23 protein-coding genes are annotated in these 23433 nt (G+C 51.1%); 17 read left to right on the top strand and 6 right to left on the bottom strand.

Translation table 11 applies throughout. The features are described from left to right. Window positions 1-575 precede the first annotated feature (575 nt). The 10 genes from FHW66_RS06130 to FHW66_RS06085 all read left to right on the top strand — a co-directional run bounded on the left by FHW66_RS06130 (window position 576) and on the right by FHW66_RS06085 (window position 7314). Window positions 576-863, top strand: coding sequence for an acyl carrier protein (locus FHW66_RS06130; RefSeq protein WP_183378885.1), 288 nt, complete (start codon window positions 576-578; stop codon window positions 861-863). A 962-nt stretch (window positions 864-1825) separates the two neighbouring features. Continuing rightward, window positions 1826-3022: a PrgH/EprH family type III secretion apparatus protein gene (locus FHW66_RS06125; RefSeq protein WP_183378884.1), complete on the top strand. Its 1197-nt coding sequence runs from the start codon at window positions 1826-1828 to the stop codon at window positions 3020-3022. A 13-nt stretch (window positions 3023-3035) separates the two neighbouring features. After that, the gene (locus FHW66_RS21115; protein ID WP_183378883.1) at window positions 3036-3266 is read left to right on the top strand and encodes an EscF/YscF/HrpA family type III secretion system needle major subunit; all 231 of its coding nucleotides are present in this window, start codon (window positions 3036-3038) and stop codon (window positions 3264-3266) included. Continuing rightward, window positions 3238-3594, top strand: a complete 357-nt coding sequence (gene sctI / locus FHW66_RS06115; RefSeq protein ID WP_183378882.1) for a type III secretion system inner rod subunit SctI — start codon at window positions 3238-3240, stop codon at window positions 3592-3594. The genes FHW66_RS21115 and sctI overlap by 29 nt, the downstream gene beginning before the upstream one ends. Continuing rightward, window positions 3591-4325 carry an EscJ/YscJ/HrcJ family type III secretion inner membrane ring protein gene (locus FHW66_RS06110; RefSeq protein ID WP_183378881.1) on the top strand — a complete coding sequence of 245 codons (735 nt, stop codon included), beginning with the start codon at window positions 3591-3593 and terminating at the stop codon, window positions 4323-4325. Before sctI ends, FHW66_RS06110 begins: the two co-directional genes overlap by 4 nt. Continuing rightward, window positions 4318-4968 carry a hypothetical protein gene (locus FHW66_RS06105; RefSeq protein WP_183378880.1) on the top strand — a complete coding sequence of 217 codons (651 nt, stop codon included), beginning with the start codon at window positions 4318-4320 and terminating at the stop codon, window positions 4966-4968. Before FHW66_RS06110 ends, FHW66_RS06105 begins: the two co-directional genes overlap by 8 nt. After that, window positions 4940-5656 (top strand): hypothetical protein, encoded by a 717-nt coding sequence (locus FHW66_RS06100; RefSeq protein ID WP_183378879.1) that lies wholly within the window; start codon window positions 4940-4942, stop codon window positions 5654-5656. Before FHW66_RS06105 ends, FHW66_RS06100 begins: the two co-directional genes overlap by 29 nt. A gap of 14 nt (window positions 5657-5670) precedes the next feature. Next, window positions 5671-6300, top strand: coding sequence for a hypothetical protein (locus tag FHW66_RS06095; protein ID WP_183378878.1), 630 nt, complete (start codon window positions 5671-5673; stop codon window positions 6298-6300). Between the two features lie 111 nt (window positions 6301-6411). Next, the gene (locus tag FHW66_RS06090; RefSeq protein WP_183378877.1) at window positions 6412-6648 is read left to right on the top strand and encodes a hypothetical protein; all 237 of its coding nucleotides are present in this window, start codon (window positions 6412-6414) and stop codon (window positions 6646-6648) included. Next, the gene (locus FHW66_RS06085; RefSeq protein ID WP_183378876.1) at window positions 6649-7314 is read left to right on the top strand and encodes a response regulator transcription factor; all 666 of its coding nucleotides are present in this window, start codon (window positions 6649-6651) and stop codon (window positions 7312-7314) included. A 112-nt stretch (window positions 7315-7426) separates the two neighbouring features. Here FHW66_RS06085 and FHW66_RS06080 read toward each other — a convergent pair whose 3' ends face one another. The 3 genes from FHW66_RS06080 to FHW66_RS06070 form a co-directional block, all read right to left on the bottom strand. Further along, window positions 7427-8860, bottom strand: coding sequence for an NAD-dependent succinate-semialdehyde dehydrogenase (locus tag FHW66_RS06080; RefSeq protein WP_183378875.1), 1434 nt, complete (start codon window positions 8858-8860; stop codon window positions 7427-7429). A gap of 94 nt (window positions 8861-8954) precedes the next feature. Next, window positions 8955-10070, bottom strand: a complete 1116-nt coding sequence (locus FHW66_RS06075) for an NADH:flavin oxidoreductase/NADH oxidase (RefSeq protein ID WP_183378874.1) — start codon at window positions 10068-10070, stop codon at window positions 8955-8957. A 114-nt stretch (window positions 10071-10184) separates the two neighbouring features. Continuing rightward, a complete protein-coding gene (locus FHW66_RS06070) occupies window positions 10185-11990 on the bottom strand; it encodes an ABC transporter transmembrane domain-containing protein (RefSeq protein WP_183378873.1) in 1806 nt (601 codons plus the stop codon). 272 nt (window positions 11991-12262) lie between these two features. On the opposite strand from FHW66_RS06070, the gene egtD reads away from it, so the two are divergent. From egtD to FHW66_RS06055, 3 genes are all read left to right on the top strand, one after another. Then, complete coding sequence (egtD, locus tag FHW66_RS06065) at window positions 12263-13255, top strand: L-histidine N(alpha)-methyltransferase (RefSeq protein ID WP_183378872.1); 993 nt, start codon at window positions 12263-12265, stop codon at window positions 13253-13255. 32 nt (window positions 13256-13287) lie between these two features. After that, entirely contained in the window at window positions 13288-14541 is a 1254-nt protein-coding gene (gene egtB, locus FHW66_RS06060; RefSeq protein ID WP_183378871.1) for an ergothioneine biosynthesis protein EgtB, read from the top strand. Window positions 14542-14698: 157 nt separating this feature from the next. Next, entirely contained in the window at window positions 14699-15847 is a 1149-nt protein-coding gene (locus tag FHW66_RS06055; RefSeq protein ID WP_183378870.1) for a hypothetical protein, read from the top strand. Between the two features lie 27 nt (window positions 15848-15874). Here FHW66_RS06055 and leuA read toward each other — a convergent pair whose 3' ends face one another. Continuing rightward, window positions 15875-17578, bottom strand: a complete 1704-nt coding sequence (leuA, locus tag FHW66_RS06050) for a 2-isopropylmalate synthase (RefSeq protein ID WP_183378869.1) — start codon at window positions 17576-17578, stop codon at window positions 15875-15877. Window positions 17579-17590: 12 nt separating this feature from the next. Next, the gene (locus FHW66_RS06045; RefSeq protein ID WP_183378868.1) at window positions 17591-17776 is read right to left on the bottom strand and encodes a hypothetical protein; all 186 of its coding nucleotides are present in this window, start codon (window positions 17774-17776) and stop codon (window positions 17591-17593) included. A gap of 439 nt (window positions 17777-18215) precedes the next feature. Here FHW66_RS06045 and FHW66_RS06040 point away from each other — a divergent pair, with 439 nt between their 5' ends. From FHW66_RS06040 to FHW66_RS06025, 4 genes are read left to right on the top strand one after another with little or no spacing between them, the layout of a single operon-like run. Further along, window positions 18216-18869: a paraquat-inducible protein A gene (locus FHW66_RS06040; RefSeq protein ID WP_183378867.1), complete on the top strand. Its 654-nt coding sequence runs from the start codon at window positions 18216-18218 to the stop codon at window positions 18867-18869. Beyond that, complete coding sequence (locus FHW66_RS06035) at window positions 18866-19639, top strand: paraquat-inducible protein A (protein WP_183378866.1); 774 nt, start codon at window positions 18866-18868, stop codon at window positions 19637-19639. The genes FHW66_RS06040 and FHW66_RS06035 overlap by 4 nt, the downstream gene beginning before the upstream one ends. Further along, window positions 19636-21270, top strand: coding sequence for an intermembrane transport protein PqiB (locus FHW66_RS06030; RefSeq protein ID WP_183378865.1), 1635 nt, complete (start codon window positions 19636-19638; stop codon window positions 21268-21270). The genes FHW66_RS06035 and FHW66_RS06030 overlap by 4 nt, the downstream gene beginning before the upstream one ends. Continuing rightward, window positions 21270-21887, top strand: coding sequence for a membrane integrity-associated transporter subunit PqiC (locus FHW66_RS06025; protein ID WP_183378864.1), 618 nt, complete (start codon window positions 21270-21272; stop codon window positions 21885-21887). The genes FHW66_RS06030 and FHW66_RS06025 overlap by 1 nt, the downstream gene beginning before the upstream one ends. Window positions 21888-21971: 84 nt before the next feature. Here FHW66_RS06025 and FHW66_RS06020 read toward each other — a convergent pair whose 3' ends face one another. Continuing rightward, window positions 21972-23393: a DEAD/DEAH box helicase gene (locus FHW66_RS06020; RefSeq protein ID WP_183378863.1), complete on the bottom strand. Its 1422-nt coding sequence runs from the start codon at window positions 23391-23393 to the stop codon at window positions 21972-21974. Between the last annotated feature and the right edge of the window lie 40 nt (window positions 23394-23433).

Below are 23433 nucleotides of genomic sequence, written 5' to 3'. Positions count from 1 at the left end.
AACTGCTGATCGAGAGATGACGGGGGAATCTGTCACAGTGCCAAAAGTTCCGAGCAATGATGAGCAGGTAGTGAACGATGGTAGCTCGCCGACGGCGGAAAGAACAGACCTACGGGGAGGCACCGCCGAGACCAAATGGCAGGTGGACGTTCCTGCTAGAATATCGTTAACTGGATTTCCTATACTAGCCGGACCTAAACAGCATACTCAGCTCGCTATGACCGGATCACGTACGGGCGTACCACTTCAAACTGCTGATCGAGAGATGACGGGGGAATCTGTCACAGTGCCAAAAGTTCCGAGCAATGATGAGCAGGTAGTGAACGATGGTAGCTCGCCGACGGCGGAAAGAACAGACCTACGGGGAGGCACCGCCGAGACCAAATGGCAGGTGGACGTTCCTGATAGAATATCGTTAACTGGATTTCCTATACTAGCCGAATCTAAACGGCATACTCAGCTCGCTATGACCGGACCACGTTCGAGCGCACCACTTCACACTGCTGATCAGGCAAAGATGGAAATGCCATTCTCATCAAGTGAGAATCCTTGCCAAAGCCACCCGTTCAAGAACTATGGAAAATTTCGCGTCAATATTTAGTGAGGGCGACGCTGCTCATGCTGATACGGCCGAAAAAGTAAATGCTTTTCTTGCTGACTATTTCATGGTCAAAGGCGATCTTGAAGAGGCCACTTGCCTCGTTGATGACCTTGGCGCAGATTCTCTGGATCTGCTCCAGGTGATACAGGAATTAAGCGATATCTTTCAGATTGGTATCTCTGCTGATCATTTGCCAAGAATGCTTACCGTTGGTGGTGTTTGTGAGGTAGTTGAAGAGCTTCGCTCTCAGTCGCCTGGTTAATGTCGAAGAGCGAAATGTTGTTGCTCGCTTAATTTGGCATGGTACGTATCAATTGAAATAATCAAAGGTGGCTGCAGAGAAAATAATAAAAATTACTGTAGCTCCTTTGTAAGAAAATTATTAGATAGTGGGCTTATCTGATGCTATCTGTTTTTGAAACAGGAAATTAATTTCCTATGATAGTCTATTTAAAAATCTCCTTGCCCTGATTTGAAGTTCTTCGGATTTCGAATCGTTATCATCGATTCAAGAAAATATTCGCCACGCTCCCAATGTGATGTCGTGGACACTGATTGTTCAATCGGATGCTGAACATGTCTGGCAAGTATTCCTGCATGTACCTTGCATTTTCTTGGGTAGTGGTTCGTGCTCAAATTGGGAATTTAGATATCCTTTTGTCAGAGTACATAATGAAAATAATCACTAGCTGATATTCCCAGTAGCAGTGCTAACGAAATGAGTCTCCTGCTCATGTCAAATTCAAATGTTCCTGTATTGCCCATTCTGATTGTAGAAGATCACCCTACTAGCCGCCGACTCCTTGGTAAACAAGGTAATCGCTTAGGTTTTCATTGCTGTAAAGGGGTATTCGTCATGCAAGGGGCTGGGATATGTCTATAAGCACAAAGTACTTGATAGTTTTTTTCAAATAGATTTTCTCCAACTATTAATTCGAGATAAGTTGGGAGAAATGCTAGCTTCCGCTGAATCTGGTATGCAAAGAATCACAGATGGGTGAGGAGACCATCGAGAGTGTTTTTTCTTACTTGTCATAATAAATTGTTTGGGATTTTGGGTCTAGTCAGATATTGCTGGCAGACGGAAGTCTCTACACTGGGTACATCTCTTCTGGCATTAGAACTTAAATTTTTGTTCCTATACCAGATTGGCTTGCCCACTTAATCGAAGAAGGCAAGTTCGTTTAAACACATCAATTATAAAAAGTATCAGCGAAACTCATCATGTCATTGTCTTCTGAAGTAGATAGTTGTAAAGATAAAGCGATTATTCGTCTGCTGAGCGGCCCCCTCAGTGGCTGTGAGTATCGAATCTCAAAGGGAATTACACTCGTAGTTGCCCAGCGGGCAAAGGATCTGACCGGTCACCAAAATGATGCCGAGATACCTGAGTTTCCGGAGAACGCATTAGTCCTTGCTGTCGAAGGTGGGATTAATTTTGAGCTGACAATTTCTGACGAGAACGCTGATGAATTCATGCTGCGCAGCTTATTGCCTGATCCCGTTGTCACTACTCATCGTTACCACCAGTCCTGTCAGGTAGGCGCGCTTCATTTTTCCGTTCGGCCAATTGGCACAATGTGGCAGCCAGAATCCATTGCTGCCGATTCAGTGGTGGCAACCGGACTGTCTTCGACAAAACGCCCCAAACGCGCCAAACTCCTGGTGTCTTTCCTGGTGGCTGTCCTGGTGCTCACCCTTGGAGCTTGTGCCGTGAAGTTATGGATAGTACTGAGCGAAAAGAAGCGGGATACCAGATTGACAAAGATAGTTGCAGGCTCTAGCGAGCCCTTGCAGATGATGCGAGGGCGCGATGGTCAGACGTATATCTTTGCCAACACCGAGCGTGACGTTTCTTGGGCGCGGCAGGCATTGATGCGCGAAGGTCTGGCGGAATCAGTCCAGATATCGACATTGCATACCGAAGAGTTAAGGATCACCAATCTGATTCAGGCAAATTATCCTTCGTTGAATTTTCACCGTATCAAATTGGATGATCCCGCCAAACCTATACTCTTCATGAGTGAGGAGCGCGGATACGTCGAGGAACAGAGGCGTCGTCAGTTGGTCGCAAACATGATGTCGTGGATGCCGTACGCCGATACCATCAACCATGCGATGTGGTCCGATGCCATGCTCGAAACACAGGCCAAATCAGGTCTTGACCGGCTGGGTATTCCCTACGCTCGTGTCAGTGGTGAAAACATTATTAATTACGCTATTGAAGGTAATTTGGATGATATCGATCTTGCCAAATTACACAATTTTTCTGAAAAGTTCTATCGTGATTTCGGTAAGCATTATATTAATTTTTCGGTAGCGTTAAAAGAAGACTGGTTGAAAGGGAAGTCCTTTCGCTACGGTATCTCCGGATACGTAAAAATGGCTCCACAACATTGGTATTTTCCACAAACTTTTTGATATGAGGTGAATTATGGGATTAATGATTGATACAGCACAAGCTTTTGAAGTAGGTGCAGGTACGTTGTTTGCGGACGAAATAAAGCAGCGCGCAGATTTGACGACTAATGGGACCTCAGACCCAACGAAGCTCGCTAAATATCAGGCGATTATTTCTGAAATCAGCATTTTGAGAAATGCCCAGTCGTCAACGGTCAAGGTGTTCAAGGACATGGATGCAACCATTGTTGCAAATTTCCGCTAATTTTCAAAGGGATAGTGACGTGATGAATGCTGAAATTAGCGCTATATCAAAAATTTCTGATACGCAGATAGTAGATATCTCACCGAAAGATAGTGATGTCGTATCACTGGATGATCGGCTTCGCGATGTGTTCTCCGAGAAGTCAGTGGAGACGCAAACTGAGTACCTCAATATTATGGCGAAAGTAAATGACCCGGATTTTCTCTCGACGCCGGGCGGTTTGTTTGAGCTGCAGGTAAGGCTTGGCGAGTATAAGCAGGAGGTCGAGCTGATCAGTGCATTGAGTCGCAAGGCAGTGGCTACTGCAGAAACATTATTACGAGCATGAAAAAATTGTTGGCAGTGTTGGCATTATGTTTTTTATCAACAGCTTGTAGTGAAGATAATTTATTGCAAGGGCTGGATCAAGGGCAGGCCAACGAGATTATCGCGGTATTGCATCGCCACAATATCGATACCGACAAGAAGAACGAAGGGAAAAGTGGCTACAGTGTGTCAGTCGGAAAGAGAGACTTTGCTGCAGCCGTAGATATCCTGAAATCTTATGACTTGCCTTCGCGTAAGCCGCTGCAGATTTCGGACATATTTCCGGTCGATAGTCTGGTCGCATCACCGCGGGCAGAGAAGGCGCGGCTATATTCCGGCATTGAGCAACGACTTGAGCAGTCTTTATACACGATAGCAGGCATTATTTCAGCACGGGTACACGTGAGCTACGATTTGGATGCGGGTGATGGTGGTCGCAAAACTCGCCCGATACATTTGTCTGCATTGGCAAGTTATGAAGGAGATATTGATGTTGCGGTCATGATTAACGATGTTAAAAGATTCCTGAAAAATAGTTTTGCTGAAGTTGAATACGACAACATTTCCGTCGTTCTCTCGAAGCGGACAGCATTACAGCATCAGGCCCCAGGGAAATCGGAAGGAACGGATTTTTCCATCGCTTTTCTCATAGCTGCATTTGCGGGTGTCATCATTGCTCTTATAGGAGGCTTGTGGCTGTGGAAGCGTCAACAAATTCATGCTTCGACACGCGAGGTGCGAACTAATGGCTAGCGTGCCAAATACTTCTCAATTCAGTGCCCAACTGCAGGAAATCATGTTTGATCCCTTGCGATATATCCATGCTGAGAGATTGCTGCTGCCATCTCCATTGAAAGTGCCAAGGGCGCGCGCGGTGATGAATCGCATATTGTTGGGAAGTATTCCTCCGTCACCTCTCTCCATTGATATCACTGCGTCGTGGCATAGCTGCGCACGGCATATGCAGCTACTGAAGCAATGGTCGCGTCTGCCATACATCTGTAAGTTAGTTGGCGCACAGCGTTCCCGGGAATGTCTGGCGTGGGGTGGGAGAAATTTGAAGCTTTCACCTGTGGTTCGCAATTTTATGGCGTTACCGCTTTGGCAAGCAGATGATGACGACTGCTTTGGGTCAGACAAGATGCGTTTCTCATCAACATCAGAGATGGAAGGCATTGAACTGAGTTCCGAGTTGCAGCTACAGGCGGCTGGACTGGCATGTTTATTGAACTGGCAGATAGCTGCACCATCGACATTAATTAGTCGTATGCAATTGATGTTTCATCCTGAGCTTGACAAATTGTTCGCGTCTCGTCGCAGACAGCCGACATATCCTGAGCTCATATTGATCTTACAAGCAATCGAGTATGCCAAAAATTATCCAGACGACGTTTGACGTTATCCCCGAGGCGGGGGTTATCGTCCGTAGCGCTTATTTGCAGAATGATATCAAGGCAACAGCGCTGGTCTCAGCGGCAAAGCGGGTTGTCCGTAAAATGAGTATTGAGTCCGAACGGCGCGCCCAGAGTCTCTTTCAGGAAGCGAAAGCGGAGGGATACGCAGCGGGAATGCTGGTCGCCGCTGAAGCGTTGACGCACTATCTGGTAATAAATGCAGAGCACACGACGCGCTTGCGTAAGCAACTGAGCGAAGAAATCATTGGCGCTCTCAAGCAATGCATGAACGATTCGCGTGTTCTGATAAGTGTATTTGAGGAAGCCTTCCGTGATAGAGAGCTTGCCGAAATATCCGAACTCAATATCGTTTTACCAGAGAGCTTGCGATTGAGTCATTCTGGCCTCGTGGAAAATCTGCAGCGACACCTCAAGATAGATATTGCAATTGAATACTCCAAGGAGTCTCGCTTCATATTTCGTTTTGGGGATCATATTGCCGAGTTTGTCCCAGACGAATTCAATTCCAAATTGATGGCTAAAGCCATGCGAGAAATTCCATTGATGCATGCTAAGCATCACGCTATTGCAGATGAGTGTCGCCAGCAGTTGGCGGCGTTATTTGATGGTCATTTTTCGGATACTGGCAATTCAGAACAGTACGATGACGAACTGCTGAACAAAGATTAAGGAAAAACCGAATCATGATTAACGTGGTTTCACCTTTTACCCCGGTCAATGTTACGGGCGATGGTCCCTCTGAGACTGTTAATGTTGAACAAAAGTTGGGCATAGATGAGGTTAGTAAGAAAGAGAAATTGTATCTTGACGGACTATATGCGAGCTTGAAAAAAATCTTCAAGAGTTCTGCTGACGTTAAGGCGAGCGAAATTGTTCAGTATGTTGGGAAATTTGTTGCAGCCGATGGTACATCGCCCTATCAAGACATAAGCACACAGCCGGTTGTGGCTGACAAAATAATAGAAATGTCTGATACAGAGAAAGCGAACGAGAAATTGTATCTTGACGGTCTCTATGCGAGCTTGCAAAAACTTTTCAAAAGCTCTCCTGGTGTTAAGACGGACGAAATTATTCAGCATGTGGCGAAATTTGTCGCAGCCGATGGCACGTCGCCCTATAAAAGCATACGAACGCATACGGTCACGATCGCAAAAATAATGGAGATGTTTAAAGCAGACGGGAAGGAGGGAGAGGATTTTTATAAGACGTTAAATCAATGTGTTGGATATTCAGTTGTTTCGAACGGAATGTTGGATAAATTTATTGGCGACATGCTTCTACGTTCTGAGGAAGAGGAACCGGAAGCGTGGTAACAGAACTGTAATGGGGGCAGGAGTCCCGCGAAGCGGCGGCCAATTTCAGAGGCATGAATTTGAAATAACGTCTTTGCGCCTGACTTTCTGCAATAGATAACGTTTATATATATGTTGGGATGGGATGATATTTTGAATATTGAGAAATTATTGCTGGAATTCTCCAAGCTGTCCAAGGCAGAAATTAAGCAATTTACCGCCGGTATGAACCATTATTTGATTGCCTCCCCGTCAGCACGTCGAGAGATGCAGGATATGTGGGCAACTATCTCCAACTCTTCTAATGAAGTTGAGTCCGATTATCGTGAAAAAGTCATAGAACACGTCGAGAGGATTGAGGGGTCATGAATGCATGCCTATAAAATCAAGGTCGTTATCGCTGATGATCATCCTGCAATCATTGAGGGTATCAAACGGTCGATAGCAGTCAATACCATTAGTCTGGTGGATGCCGCGCGTAATTCCACAGAAATTATTGCGCTCATGGACAAGGGAGGAGCAGAGGTCCTTGTTACCGACTATGCGATGCCTGGTGGTGAATTCGGCGATGGCTTGCCACTCTTCGAGTTCATTTTGCGGCGTTACCCTGATCTCAAGATCGTTGTCATGACGATGATGGATAATCCAGGCGTATTACGGACCCTGATTGCTTTGGGCGTCAAATGCATCATCAGCAAGACAGATGATGCAAGTCACCTCATTCCGGCAATTCATATTGCAAGCGCAGGTGGCCAGTATTTTTCACCAACTGTTCATGCAATTGTGCAGATGCTGGAACAATTCCCTCTCTATGAAGAGAGGCAGGTGAGTCTTTCCAAACGAGAGGCCGAAGTTATTCGCCTCTTTGTCTCCGGATTGAAAATCAATGAGATTGCTGTCCAATTACATCGCAGCAAACAAACGGTAAGTTCACAGAAAAATAGTGCGATGAAAAAACTTGGAGTAGCCAGCGATGCCGATTTGTTTAAGTATGCTCTGGAGGTTGGTCTGGTGGTATCTGCGGCGACAGTCTGATCGGTACCATATCGACATGGTACTTCTCTGGCTGTTTCGCGCAAGCCGGCATGAGAGCCGACTTGCACACCTGACCTGTTCATATTGATCTTCTCAGGTTTTCTTGGCCGGATTAAATATCGAGCTGAGTCACAAATTTAGTATTGACGTACGCCTCAATGGCTTCTGTTCCACCTTCGGAGCCGTAGCCGCTATCCTTGATTCCACCAAATGGCACCTCAGGCAACGCCAGCCCAAGATGATTCATCGTGAGCATACCGCTTTCCACTCTGGTCGCCAGAGCATGTTTGGTGTGCGCTGATCTTGCGTAAGCGTAGGCCGCAAGCCCATAGGGCAGTCGATTTGCTTCAGTAATTACCTCGTCGAGTGTTGCAAAAGAGTTGATAAGGGCAAGTGGTCCAAACGGTTCTTCATTCATGGCGCGCGCGGATAGGGGAATATTGGTCAAGACAGTGGGTTCAAAGAAATATCCTTTGTTGCCAATACGCTTGCCGCCAAAGCGTAATTGCGCACCATGCTCAACAGCATCTTCGATCAGCGCTTCCAAGGCCGGGATGCGACGCTGATTGGCGACGGGCCCCATGGTAGTGCCCGGCTCGCTGCCGATGCCTACCTTGATTTGACTGACCGCGGTAATGAATTTGTCGACGAACGCATCGAAAACGCTTTTTTGAATCAGGAAGCGTGTTGGAGCCACACATACCTGACCTGCATTGCGGAACTTCGCGATCGCCAACTGTTTGGCAGCGGCATCAATGTCGGCGTCATCAAATACGATTGCGGGTGCGTGACCACCCAGTTCCATCGTGGCACGCTTCATGTGCAGTCCGGCAAGTGCCGCCAGCTGCTTGCCCACAGGTGTTGAGCCAGTGAATGAAATTTTCTTGATGACTGGATGTGAGATCAAAAATTCTGAAATTTCAGAAGGGACGCCATACACCAGATTGATCACGCCTTCCGGAATGCCTGCGTCAGCAAATGCACGAATCAGCTCTGCAGGGGATGCCGGCGTCTCTTCAGGTGCTTTTACGATAATCGAGCAACCTGCTGCTAGCGCTGCCGATAGTTTTCTTACCACTTGATTAAGTGGGAAATTCCAGGGGGTGAACGCTGCGACTGGACCAACCGGTTCCTTGATGACCATCTGATAAGCACCGGGCACGCGCGCTGGAACAAGGCGGCCGTAAGTGCGACGCGCTTCCTCGGCAAACCAGTCGATGGTGTCAGCGGCACCGAGGGTTTCTGCTTTTGATTCTGCTAATGGCTTACCTTGTTCCAGCGTCATTAATTGCGCGACGTCACCCGCACGTTCACGTAGGATATCGGCGGCACGACGCATGATTTTCGAGCGCTGGAATGCCGAAGTCTCACGCCATACGGCGAATCCCTTTTGTACCGCAGCAACTGCTGCGTGGAGATCCTGTTCGTTGGCATGCGCAATATGGCCGATCACTTCCTCGGTCGCTGGATTGATGACGGGAAGAGTGCGTTTTGACGAACTATCAATCCATTGCCCGTTGATGAAAAGTTGAACATTTTTATACATGGTTTTTCCTGTTGTCGTCACGTTGTGGCGTTGTTGAAAGCCCTAGCGGGCCAATGGTATGCTGCCCAGTCGCGTCACTTTACCTGGCATCGAATCAATCGAATGCACTGTAGTCAACACTGCTGCGTAATGGTGTTTTGCTTGAGGCTGCGCGCACATATTGCGGTGGCCAAGCGACATTTTCCTTGAGTGTGTCGGCTGCGTGTAATGGCCAGTATGGGTCGCGCAGTAGTTCACGTGCCAGCAATACCAGATCGGCCTGTTCAGTACGCAATACATGTTCGGCCTGAATGGCATCGGTGATCATACCGACTGCGCCGCTGGCGATGTTAGCTTCCTGTTTGACGCGCGCAGCGAATGCCGTCTGATATCCCGGCCCAACCGGGATCGTGGCAGTGGCCACATTACCGCCACTGGAGACATCGATGAGGTCTACACCGAGGGCGTGCAATTGACGCGAGAGCGCAACTGTTTCGTCGGCGTTCCAGCCACCTTCCGTCCAATCTGTGGCGGACAGTCTGACAAATAATGGTAGTTCATCTGGCCAGACCTTGCGCACGGCGACAACTGTTTCCTGCAAAAAACGGATGCGGTTGTCAAAGCTGCCACCATACTGGTCTGTGCGTTGATTGCTCAGTGGCGATAGAAATTCATGCAAGAGATAACCATGTGCCGCATGGACTTCCACGACCTTGAAACCTGCCTGTAAGGCGCGCTTTGCTGCGGTTGCAAATGCATTTACCTGCTCTTCAATATCCGCTATGGTCATTTCAGCAGGGCTGCGGAAGCCGGCATCGAAGGCCAATGCTGAAGGTCCAACTGTCGCCCAGCCGCCTTCTGCCAGTGGCACGGAGCCGACAGCACTAGCCCAGGGACGGTAGGCACTAGCCTTGCGTCCAGCATGTGCCAGCTGAATACCTGCGTATGAACCTTGTGCTTCGATGAAGCGTGTTAGTCGTCGCAAAGGGGCGATATGATCATCGCTCCAGATGCCTATGTCTTGTGGAGAGATTCTGCCTTCCGGGACAATAGCGGCAGCTTCGGTAATCACGAGTCCGGCACCACCGACCGCGCGGCTGCCGAGATGAACCAGATGCCAGTCATTGGCTAAACCATCCTCGGCCGAGTACTGACACATGGGCGAAACGGCGATACGGTTAGGCAATGTCAACTGGCGTAATGTCAGGGGAGAAAATAGTTTGCTGCTCATGGAAGACTCCTTACTTCTGGCATAACTGGTGTAATAAAAATACAGTTTATTTTATTTTTTAATTCTGTGTTTGAGCTCGCCCATTTGGCATGACATCTGTCGGAGAACGCGCTTCTAGTCAGGATGAAACTGGAGTGCAGCGAGGCCCGCGTACAAGCCATTGGCGGCGACCAGCTCGGCATGGGTTCCGGTTTCGACAATACGTCCATGTTCCAGCACGATGATGCGGTCGGCTTTTTGCACGGTCGCAAGTCGATGCGCGATGACCAGTGTGGTGCGTCCAATCATGGCCGCTTCTAGCGCGCCTTGTACCAGGCGCTCTGATTCAGCATCAAGGGCACTGGTTGCCTCATCCAGCAGTAGCAGTGGAGGATTTTTTAGCAGCGCACGGGCGATGGCGATACGTTGGCGCTGTCCACCAGATAGGCGGACACCGCGTTCGCCCAGGAAAGCATGGTAGCCATCAGGAAGGCGTTCGATAAACTCATGTGCTGCCGCCATTTTTGCGGCAGCAACGACTTCATCGTCGCTGGCGTCAGCACGACCAAATCGAATGTTCTCGAGCGCGTTTTCAGAGAAAATGATTGTATCCTGCGGGACGATACCGATGGCACTACGTAGTGCATGCAGATCGAGATGACGAATATCCACACCATCGAGCTGGATGCTACCCTGCTGCGGGTCGTAAAAGCGGAGCAACAATTGAAACAGCGTGGTCTTGCCTGCGCCGGAAGGGCCTACGATGGCTACCGTCTCGCCGGGCTGGATGTTGAGCGAAAAATGCGTCAGTGAGCTGGTGTCGGGGCGCGAAGGATAATGAAATACGACGTCGTCAATTTGCAGTGCAGCGCCACTGGCGGTACGCTTGGGCAGAGTATCCGGTAGCAAGGGCGATTTGACTGGCGATTGTGCTGCCAGTAGTTCCAGCAAGCGATCGGTCGCACCGGCAGCGCGTTGTGCATCACCAAGCACTTCAGACAATGCACCGATCGCACCAGCGACCAGCGAGGCATAGAGAATGAACTGCCCCAGCTCGCCACCACTCATGCGGCCTTGTACCACGGCGTGTGCACCCAGCCAGAGCACAAATACAATGGCGCCAAATACCAGCAGAATCGCCATCATTGTCAGTACCGAACGTGCCCGGATTCTCTGCATCGCCGTATGAAACGCGCGTTCGACCGACGTACCGAACCGGCTTGCTTCAATCTCCTCATGTGTAAACGCCTGTACGGTCGGCATGGCATTCAAAATTTCACCAGCCAGCGCGGAGGCGTCTGCAACCCGATCCTGCGACTCGCGCGAGAGCTTGCGCACGCGCCGTCCATAAAAGACGATTGGTAATACCACTGCCGCCAACATGATGATAATCAGAGAGGAGAGTTTGACGCTGGTGACGAACAACATCACTAGTGCACCGGCAAATAGCAGAACGTTGCGCAAAGCCATCGAAATGCTGGTACCGACCAGGGTCTGAATCAAGGTGGTATCAGTGGTCAATCGGGACAATACTTCCCCGGTTTTGGTGGTTTCAAAAAACTGTGGACTTTGCGTGACGACATGCGCGTAGACGGCTGCCCGTAAATCGGCAGTGACGCGCTCACCTAGCCACGACACCATATAAAAGCGTGCCGCTGTGGCTATTCCCAGAATGCAGGCCAGACCAAACAAGCCGAGAAAATAAAGATCGATGTGCAAGGTGCCGGTCCCTGCGGTACCGCCTGTGTTGCCGGCACTACCAAAGCCAAGATCGATCATTTGCCGGAAGGCATAGGGAATGGCCAATGTGGCGCCGGCGGCAGTGAGCAGCGCCAGTCCTGCCAATAGAAATTGGCGGCGATAAGGCCGCAGAAAGGGAATCAGGCCGAGTAGAGTTTTGATGCTGCCTTTGACGGGTTCAGGTTTGGTGCTAGATGACATGTTAGCAATCTTGGATGATGTTATTGATGCAACCAGGTGGCTGACGCTGCTGTTACGATCACAGATTTTCGGAAGATGTGCGCGACATTGGTAATGACAAGTGGATAAAATACATGAGTTCATTCGCCAGACACGTTGTTACTTTTCGCTTTGTGCAACAAGTGTAGTGCAGCCGTCCGGTATGATGCTCCCGTTTGCCTACCTGCGAGGTGGCGATCAACCAATAAAACGCTGTAGCAGACTTTTTCGCTGTTTCAACAAAGGAGAGCAAATTGGCTCAACGATTGTTGCAGGATACGCAAGTCAAGCTGGCCTCGGAACAGACGCAGAAGTCTGCCAACTGGTCCATTCAAACGGAGTTGGCAGCTGGGTTAAACGCCCCGCAAGCCAGCATTTCTCCTAAATACCTTTACGATCCGCTGGGCTCAAAATTATTTGAAGCCATCTGTATCCTAGACGAATATTATCCTACCCGTACCGAGGCCGATATCTTTGCACTCCATGCAGAAGATATTGCTGCCACGATTGGTCAAGGCGTTACCCTGATTGATCTTGGCGCGGGAAACTGTGCCAAAGCGGCGCATCTGTTTGCATCGTTGCAACCCCGCCAGTACGTACCGGTTGATATTTCTGCTGATTTCCTGCGTGAATCAGTGGCGGCATTAAGGCAAAAATTTCCCTCTCTTCCCATCGTGGAAGTGGCGATGGATTTTTCGTCGTCGTTGCATTTACCTACTGGTGTGGGCCATGAGCATCGTCTGTTTTTTTATCCAGGTTCTTCTCTGGGTAATTTTGCTCCTGAAGAGGCATTGCAGTTTCTGCGTCGAATCCGCCAGAACTTGCCATTGGGGCAGCATGGCGGTCTCCTGATCGGCATTGACCTGATCAAGGATAAGGCCTTGCTGGACGCCGCCTATGATGATGATCTGGGTCTGACGGCCACGTTCAATCGCAATGTGTTACGTCATGTCAATCGTTTGCTTGGTAGTAATTTCGTTCTGAATGACTGGCTCCATCGCGGGTTTTTCAACCCTGTCGAGGAGCGTGTGGAGATGCATCTTGAAGCACGCCGCGATGTCATTGTAAGTTGGCCTGACAAGGGCAACCGTCGTTTCCTTCAGGGTGACCGTATTCACACCGAGAACAGCTATAAATTCACGCCGGACGGTTTTGGTGAGTTATTACGATGCGCCGGCTTTGGGCAAAGCAAGATGTGGTTCGATCCGCACCACTGGTTCATGTTGTGCCACACGCGACCGATCTAGTCCATCCAAATATTGATGTCGAGGAAAATGGTATGTCCAGCTTAAGCGAAGTCGTTGTGCCGAATATCGGGTCAAAGCTTCAGCCGCAGGAGGCTCTCGTCGCCCTGTTTGATGACTTTTTGCGCTTGCGCGAATACTCGATGTTACTGGCTGCGCCACTTTCCGAAGAAGACTGTGTCGTGCAATCGATGCCGGACGCCAGTCCGATCAAATGGCACCTGGCGCATACGACCTGGTTTTTTGAGACCTTTGTTCTGGCGCGTTTCGAGCCACAATTCTCGGCCTTCAATTCTGCCTATCGGTACTTGTTCAATTCCTATTACGACGCAGTCGGAGAGCGTCATCCACGGGCACAGCGCGGGTTGCTGACGCGACCGGCAATGTCCGAGGTGCGCCGCTATCGTGCCGAGGTTGAACAGCGTCTGCAGGCAATCGTGCTTGGTCCGGACTACCCGGCCGAAGGTGTGGAATTGCTGCAGCTCGGGATGCAGCACGAGCAGCAGCATCAGGAGCTCATGCTAACGGATATCAAGCATCTGTTGTCATGCAATCCACTCAAACCTGATTATTTGCCCGGTACCTTGATCGGTTTATCTGTGGCATCAGAGCTTTGCTGGCATCAATTTGATGCGAGCGTGGCAGAAATTGGTTATCGGCCGGCCTTTGATGGTGAGTTCTGCTTTGACAACGAGTTGCCGTTGCATCGCCAATTCGTCGAGCCATTTGCGATTGCATCGCGTCTGGTGAGCAATGGTGAATACCTGCGTTTTGTCGAGCAGGGAGGGTATGCTGATCCTGCGTTCTGGCTGGCCGCAGGATGGGATTGGCGATGTAGCAATAACTTCGTGCATCCACTGTACTGGCAAAGTGCCGAGGAGGGTGAATGGCAGGAATTCACTTTGCATGGAATGCAGCGACTGGATCCGGATGCGGCAGTACTACATCTTTCCTATTTTGAAGCAGATGCTTATGCGCGTTGGGTAGGAGCGCGCTTGCCGACGGAAGCGGAATGGGAGCTCGCGGCGCGCAGTGTTTCCGGGTTGCGACGTGACTGGTTCGGGGTTGCCTGGCAATGGACTTCCAGTAGTTATGCGCCGTATCCAGGGTATGCGATTGCACCCGGTGCGGTGGGTGAGTACAACGGCAAATTCATGGTCAATCAGTATGTATTGCGCGGTGCTTCTGGGGCCACTCCGGAGGGGCACGCTCGCATGAGTTATCGCAATTTCTTTCCTGCTACTGCGTGTTGGCAGTACAGCGGAATTCGACTGGCGCAATCGCTGTAAATTGCAATAGACATTGCTAGGCTGTATAGATGCAGTTGCTTTTGTGAGTTTTTTAGTTGACTTTCAGTCCAGACTATTTTGACGTCAGGCTTGATTAATGAAGGTACACGTGTCCAAAAAAATGGATGCTGTATGTTTTTTCAGTTGATTCGAATCCATGATTGCCAATACACTCCCTGCCTTTTCTCCCCCTGTTCTTGATCCCAGCCCTTTGCAGGAGGAATTTTCTGCCTTTTTGGAACTCCCCGATACTGCTCACCAGGTATCATGGAAAATCAAAGATGCCGTGCGACGTAATAATTCGCTAGCCACTGAATTATTGTTTAGTAAAGCCTGTAGCGGGAGTCCTCTGGGGCGAGCATCGGCCAGTTTCCTTTTGGCACTTTATTCCGGCAAAGAGGGTGCAAGCAATGACCTCATGTTGCAACTCGGTAAGGACAGTTTGAAACTGTGCGAGATTGTCTTGAGCAGAAATGCTAGAAAGGCCTCCAGCGATCAATGGAAAATCGCTCCCAAGATTTTGGTGATGGCAGGATTAGAGACGGTGGGTAATTCCCAGGTAAGAAGTAATATCGTTCAAGAGATCAAGGAGCAGGAAATTTTTGGTTATTTGATTGAGGAAAATCAGATTGATAATTCTCTCTTCGGATTGAACCGGATGATCACCGACGCTGAATTGAATCTGGTTTCTGCCCGGCTCAATGACCTGACGCAGCACTTCCATTTTAATGATGCAAGAAAAGTCACCACAGAAGCAATGGCAAGCGGAGAAATTGACCAGTCAGCACTTCAGCAGCTATTGCCCTATGTTGCTTCGATTGCTCCTAATTCTGGACGGTTCGTTCCGTTGTTGATGGACGATCATTGGATTCTTTTTGGTATTGGCTCCAACACTAGCGGTGAAAAATTTGCAATGGCATTTAGTAGTCTGGAGGAGTTAAAGCCACACCATGCGGAGTATCTGAATGCATTGGGAGGTGCGGCTGGCGTATCCCATTCTTTAATGATTACAGGCGATTTGCAGCGACATGCTCCGAATGCATGTGGATTGTTTGTTACACAGGCGATGGAACGAATTGCTGAATGTTACGAGGTAAACAAAGATTCCATTGCCTCTGATTTAGAGCAGTTCATCGATTCATTTCAGCAATCAGATTGGCAAGAGCAGAGCCTGTTCAATCGTAATGGGCGTGCAGGCCTATATGGTGTGCTGATCGACGCTGCCGCAATGAGAGACGAAGGCACATATAAGATTGAACATCAGCACAGCGATCCGTACTCACAAAAAAAGCAACCAGCTGGATAAGCTGGCGGCTTTTTTTATCTTGCTGAATCAAGCTGCCTTCGCTTGTGACGAGGAGGACTGATTCGCGCTCTGATCAATCGCGATCTGGCGATTGATGGCACTGAGTACAGCTTTGAACGATGCGGTGACGATGTTGGCATCAATGCCAACACCGAAACCGGTTGGTGCTTCATTGAGACGCAATTCGATATAGCTTGCCGCTTGTGCGTTGGCACCGGCGCCAATGGCATGTTCATGGAAGTCCATCAGCTTGATGTCGAGATTGAGTGCATTGATGAAGGCATCAATCGGTCCATTGCCAGTGCCGCGCAGGGTTGAGGTCTCACCGTTGCGCTCGATATCGATTTCAATCTTGATTGATTCCTTGTGGGCAGAATCTTCCGACATGCGATGGCCGCGATAGATGTACGGGGCATTGCGGTCCAGATATTCGCTCTTGAAGATGCTGTAGATGTCCTCGGCCACGATTTCCTTGCCGGTAGCGTCTGCCTCGCGCTGGATCGCGCGACTAAATTCGATTTGCAGACGACGTGGCAGTGCCAGACCATATTCCTGCTCCAGCAGATAAGCCATACCACCCTTGCCGGACTGACTGTTGACGCGAATCACCGCATCGTAGCTACGCCCCAGATCGGCCGGGTCGATCGGCAAATAAGGTACTTCCCAGATGGCATCTGGCTGTTGCTTGGCGAAACCCTTCTTGATTGCATCCTGATGCGAGCCCGAGAAAGCCGTAAATACCAGATCGCCAACATAAGGGTGGCGCGGGTGAACCGGGATCTGGTTACACTCTTCAACACATTGACGCACGGTATCGATGTCGGAAAAATCCAGGCCAGGATTCACCCCCTGGGTATACAGATTCAGCGCCAGTGTGACCAGGTCGACGTTGCCAGTGCGTTCGCCGTTGCCAAACAGACAGCCTTCCACACGTTCTGCGCCAGCCATCACTGCCAACTCAGCCGAAGCGACAGCAGTGCCGCGATCGTTGTGCGGATGGACCGAGATGATTGAGGATGCACGGTACTGCAGGTTACGATGCATCCACTCAATCTGGTCAGCGTAGACATTGGGTGTGCTGCACTCCACGGTGGATGGCAGATTCAGAATGACTTTGCGTTCTGGTGTGGCACCCCAGGTAGCACAGACTGCGTCACAGATTTCGCGGGAAAAATCGAGTTCGGTGGTGCTGAATGACTCAGGCGAGTACTCGTAGCGCCATTGCGTTTCTGGACGGGCATCGGTGAGCTCCTTGACCAGACGTGTGCCGGAGACCGCGATTTCCTTGATTTCATCACGGCTCATGTTGAAGACAATCTTGCGGAAGGCGGGAGCAACCGAGTTGTACAGGTGAACGATGGCCTGCTTGGCACCCTGCAGAGAGTCGATGGTACGACGGATCAACTCTTCGCGTGACTGCGTGAGTACAATGATGGTGACGTCGTCAGGGATACGATTTTCTTCGATCAGTTTGCGAACGAAGTCGAAGTCGGTTTGCGATGCGGAAGGGAAGCCTACTTCGATTTCCTTCAAGCCCACCTGAAGCAACATTTCAAAGAAGCGCAGCTTGCGCTCTGGACTCATCGGTTCAATCAACGCCTGATTACCGTCGCGCAGATCCGTACTCATCCACATCGGCGGTTTGGAAATGAATTGATTAGGCCAGGTCCGATCTGCCAATGGGATGGTCGGGAACGCGCGATACTTTGCTGCCGGATTGCTTAACATCATGGTGAAACCTCTTTAATTTGTCACTGCAGTGAAATGATGAATCAGGGAATTCGATGTGGCTGACAGGCCACCTGACTGCCACGTGCGCCAGGTCAGGTGACCGGTCGGTAGCGGCAGTAGCGCAAGCGCCCGTGCAAAGATCATCGCGGCAATAAATTCACCGGAAGTCAGGGTAGCGTTGATGGCTTTGAAATGCATGAGCGGCTTTTCAGAAAACGTGCAACTAGTTAATCGAGCTGCGATGCCGAAAGAGTACTATCAACTCAATCAAACCAACGCGGGCTGGAAACTGCAAAAAACGACTGGAAAAACAGGGAAAAACAGACTTGAAACTGAATTAGCGCGAAGCTGGTAGTAGCGACACTAGTAGCAGCGATAGCAGTGCGCCAGCGCCGTTTAGTAGTGTCAGGGAGAATTGTGTTGCGGAGTTCATCTGGCCACTGTAGAAGATTGACGCCGTGATTGTCAAGCTTTATCTAAACCTAAACCATTCAATCTGTCATTTGTTGCTAGAATCACAGCGATAGCATTTCAGCGAAGCGCTTGCGCAAGCATCTCTTGCGAACAGGGTTCGCGATGTGAAACGATGCGTTCTATCGTGATTAACCGGAAGCAACATTTACCTTGAACTCATCTCATGCTTGAACGTCCTGACCTGATTGTCTGTGAGCAGTGTGATGCGGTGCATCACAGGCAACCACCTGGCGCGTGTGAAATCGCGCGTTGTCAGCGCTGTGGGGCCGAGCTGGAGCGTCATATCGGTCGCCGTTATGAGCGCTTGCTACCGTTGACGGTGGCCAGTCTGATCATGTTTGTGATCGCCAACAGCTTCCCGATCGTGGAGATCGAGTTGCAGGGCCTGAGTAGTCGCACCACGCTACTGGGTGCCGTGTTCACACTTAATCAAGATGGCATGTCTTTGGTGGCAATGTTGGTACTGGCGACAACGATCCTTTTTCCATTAGTGCAGTTACTGATTCTGCTCTACTTGTTGGTCCCTTCCGTGAGGCAGTCCCCGAGACCGGGTTTCAAGTGGCTGTTGCGAATGATGCACGCGATTCGTCCCTGGGGCATGGTGGAAGTCTTCCTGCTGGGCGTGCTGGTCGCGCTGGTGAAGCTATCGCATATCGCTAATGTGATTCCCGGCATGGCGCTTTGGGCCTTTGCTGCGCTGACTATTTTGTTGACTGCTGTGGTCTCCTTCAGTCCTCACTATTTGTGGCAGTTGCTGGTTGTTGCGCCCGCGGTAACCACCGGATTGCATCATGCAGATCGCGAGGCCGCACCATGACAGTTTCGGTCGTCACCGCAGCTGAATGCGGGCTTGTCAGCTGTCATCACTGTCGTACGGTCTGGCAGGATGCGGCGGACAACGCGCACTGCGGCGTTTGTGGCGGTACTTTGCACAGCCGCAAGCCAGATAGTCTCAATCGTACCTGGGCTTTTCTCATTGCTGCCTGCATCATGTATATTCCGGCCAATCTGTTGCCGGTCATGGTGACATCGACATTGCTCGATCAGCAGCGGGATACGATCATGAGCGGCATCATTTATTTCTGGCTCTCCGGTTCCTGGGAGCTGGCGCTGGTGGTCTTTGTCGCCAGTTTTCTGGTTCCCCTGTTCAAACTGGTCGCACTCATATTGCTGACCGTGACAGCGCGTCGTCGCAGCAGTTGGCAACGCTTGCAGCGCGCCAAGCTATTTCGGCTGGTAGAGGCAATCGGGCGCTGGTCGATGCTCGATGTGTTTGTTGTGGCGCTGCTGGCCGGGTTGGTGCAGATTGAGGGCTTCGCTAGGATTACTGCCGGATTTGGCGTTGCCGCCTTTGGTTCTGTGGTGGTGCTGACCATGCTGGCTTCGCTTAGCTTCGATCCCCGTCTGATCTGGGACGAGGGGCAAGAGGAAGAACAAGAAGGGGAGCTGGATGAGGCGACTGAGATCGTTCATGATCCGGAAGGGTCGCAAGCCAGTCACGTCACAAGTGCAATAAATACAAGAAGTGCAATAGGCGCTACAAGTGCAACAAGTGCAACAAATGCATTAAAAGAAAGACAACAATGAGTCAATCCTCTGTGCCACCACGCAACTTGCCCGAGCAGATTCCTGAGCCTAGACGTGAGCCTCGCCGTCAATGGTTGCCGTCGCTGGTATGGCTTATTCCAATTATCGCCGCCGTCGTGGGACTGACTCTGGTGGTAAAGATCATTCTTGAACGGGGGCCTGTTATTACGATCAGCTTCATTTCTGCCGAAGGGCTGGAAGCGGGCAAGACCAAGGTCAAATACAAGGATGTTGATATCGGTCAGGTACAGTCCATCAAGCTTAGTCCTGACCGTTCGCACGTGGTAACGACAGTCCAGTTGACCAAGGAGGCCGAGAGCTTTACGGCCGACGACACACGTTTCTGGGTCGTGCGTCCGCGGGTCGCGGCGTCCGGTATTTCAGGATTGAATACCTTGCTATCGGGGGCCTACATTGGTGCTGATGCAGGTAAGTCCGAAGATACCAAGCGCGATTTCTCAGGGCTTGAGCAACCGCCGATCATCACTCGGGATACTTCTGGCAAGCAGTTTGTGCTGCATACCGCCGACCTGGGTTCGCTTGATATTGGTTCGCCTGTGTTCTACCGCCGCATTCAGGTCGGGCAGGTGGCCGCCTATGATCTGGATCAGGATGGGCGTGGTGTGACACTGCGTATTTTCGTGAATGCGCCGTACGACAAGTTTGTGACCATCAATTCGCGTTTCTGGCATGCCAGTGGCTTCGATATGCAGATCAATGCTAATGGTTTCAAATTTCAGACCCAGTCTTTGGCGACCGTGATTCTTGGCGGAATTGCCTTCCGTCCTCTGGACGATGCTGACAATGTACCGATAGCCCGCGAAAATACCAGTTTCCGTCTGGCTGATGACGAGAGCACTGCCATGAAGGAGCCGAATGGCCGCTCGCAACTGGTTCTGATGTACTTCAATCAATCTTTGCGGGGCTTGGAACCGGGAGCGGTGATCGATTTCCGCGGCGTGGAGTTGGGTGAGGTCAAGTCGGTTGGTATTGAATACGATGACCAGACCCAGCAATTCATCATGCCGGTACTGGTCGAGTTGTATCCGGACCGCCTCGGGCGCAAGTTCAATGAGGAGCGGACTTCGCGCTATACGCCACGTGAACGGGTGCGCTATCTGGTCGCGCATGGCTGGCGAGCACAATTGCGCAGCGGAAATCTGTTGACTGGTCAGATTTATATCGCGCTGGACTTTTTCCCGGATGCTGCAAAGGCTCAGTTCGATCTGGATCACAATCCGCCAGTGTTCCCCACGGTGCCCAACTCGATGGATGAAATTCAGACCCAGATTGCCAGCATCGCGCGCAAGCTCGACAAAGTACCGTTCGACAAGATCGGTAATGAACTGCATACCACGCTGACAACGCTCGACCACACCCTGCGCGGCGCGGAAAAAACCATGGATCGACTGAGCAACGACGTCGCACCTGAAATTACCGCAGCCATGCGCGACGCCCGCAAGACACTCAATGCTGCCGAGCATACGCTCTCTGACGATGCGCCGTTGCAGCAGGATGTGCGTCAGACCATGCAGGAGTTGTCACGTGCTGCTGCCTCGATCAGGGTACTCACGGATTATTTGCAGCAACATCCCGAATCACTGATTCGCGGCAAGCAGGAGGATAAATAATGCAGTCTAAAGTTACCGTGGCGATGGTCGCCGCCTTGGTGAGCGCACTGGCGGCATGCGCATCAGCACCGACGCGGTTCTATACATTGGCGCCGGCGGCGCAGACGCCGTTATCGTCAGCAGCAACTGCACCGCTCTACATTGAGGTGGCGCCGGTCAGCGTTCCCGAGCGTTTGATGCGCCCGCAACTGGTGCTACGCACCGATACTGCGCGTATCGATATTCTGGAGCAGGATCGCTGGTCTTCTTCATTCAATGACGAATTGCGCGATGCCCTGGCCGCGCAACTGGTCAACCGTTTGGGAGCAATTGATGTGACCCGCGGTGCGCGTCCCGCCAATATACCGGTGTACAGAATCGGTGTGACGCTGACGCAATTTGACGCCGCTCGTGCTGGCAAAGTGGATGCGCAATTCAGCTGGACGGCAACCCGCAGCGATCAGCGTGGTACGGCAGGCAATACGGCTTGCCAACTACATCTCAGTGAGCTTGCTGCAGGTGATGACGTGGCTGGTGCGGTGCAAGCTGTGCAACGGGTTGTTGCCAATCTAGCGCAAGCTATTGCCAGGGATGTTCGGGGACTCAGTGAGGGGGCTGCGGCCAGTTGCAGCCAATGAGGTTTTGAGGCAATAGATTGCCATGCAAAAAGGCCGCTTCAGTGAAGCGGCCTTTTGATTTTTAGCAACAGCTAATCTGAACGATCAGCGATCACCGTAGGAGCGACGTGCACCATCAGTACGTGCTGCGCCGCCCTTGTAGCCGCCGCTACCTTCCTTGCGTGGGCCGCTGCCTGGTTTACCGGCACCGAAGCTACGACCACCGCCATTGCCGCTACCGGCACGTGGTGGGCCGCTGCGGTTGTCGCCTGGACGCCAGCCACCTGGCTTGCGACCAGTACGTGCCGGTGCTGCTGTTTTCTTTGGCTCATAGCCTTCCACGACGTCCACTGGAATCGGTTGCTTGGTGAAGCGCTCGATACGTTTGACGTGCATGCCTTCTGCATGATTGACCAGCGATACGGCAACGCCGTTGCGGCCAGCACGACCGGTACGACCGATGCGATGGACGTAATCTTCCGGGAACTTCGGCAGATCGTAGTTGAATACATGGGTAATGCCTGGCACATCGATACCGCGAGCAGCAACGTCAGTTGCTACCAGTACGCGCACCTGACCACGACGCAGGCTGTCCAGTGTGCGGTTACGCGCACCCTGATGCATGTCACCATGTAGTGCCGCCGCGGCAAAACCAGCAATATTGAGGCGATCAGCGATGGTGTCGGCGTCACGCTTGGTGGCCGTAAACACAACTGCCTGATCCATGGTGACGTCGCGCAGCAGGAAGTCCAGCAGGCGGTTCTTGTGTGACAGATCGTCCACGAAATGCACGCGTTGAGCGATGTTTTCATGCTTGGTGGCCGAACCAGCGATCTGGATGATCTGCGGCGCGTTGGTGATGCGCTTGGCCATGTTGCCGACGACACCGTCCAGCGTTGCCGAGAACAGCATGGTTTGACGGGTAGCCGGTGTGGCAGCTACGATTTTTTCGATATCTTCGATGAAGCCCATGTCCAGCATGCGGTCAGCTTCGTCCAGCACTAGAATCTGCAGTTCGGAAAAATCGATCTTGCCGGAATCCATGTGGTCAATCAGGCGGCCAGGAGTAGCGACCAGAATTTCTGGATTACGCGACAGCAATTGCATTTGCTTCGGATACGGCATGCCACCCAGAATCGATACCGCCTTGATACGGCGCATATGGCCGCAGTACTTGTCGGTTGCAGTGGTGACTTGCAAAGCCAGTTCGCGGGTTGGTGTCAGAACCAGCATCTTTGGCTGCGCAGCGCGAAAACGCGGACGATCACCGCGGGAGCGCGCAGCTTGCGCTTCTTGATTCGGGGTCTTGGTACCAGCCGGGGCAGGTGGCAGGGAGGCAAATTTGTGCAGTGATGGCAGCATGAAAGCGGCAGTCTTGCCGGAGCCGGTTTGCGACGATACCAGCAGATCCTTGCCAGCAATGGCGGCTGGAATAGCTTGCTCCTGTACCGCTGTTGGCTTGGTATAGCCAGCGTCAGTCAGGGCTTTGATAATGGAAGGATGCAGGCCGAGTGTTTCAAAAGTCATGTTTTCTTTCGGTATATATATGAGCGCCAGACAAATGCAA

Origin of the sequence: Herbaspirillum sp. Sphag64 (genome assembly GCF_014192645.1) — a bacterium.
GTDB lineage: Bacteria > Pseudomonadota > Gammaproteobacteria > Burkholderiales > Burkholderiaceae_D > Herbaspirillum.
Note: the sequence above shows the minus strand (reverse complement) of the source record. Positions and strands in the feature narration are given on the sequence as shown.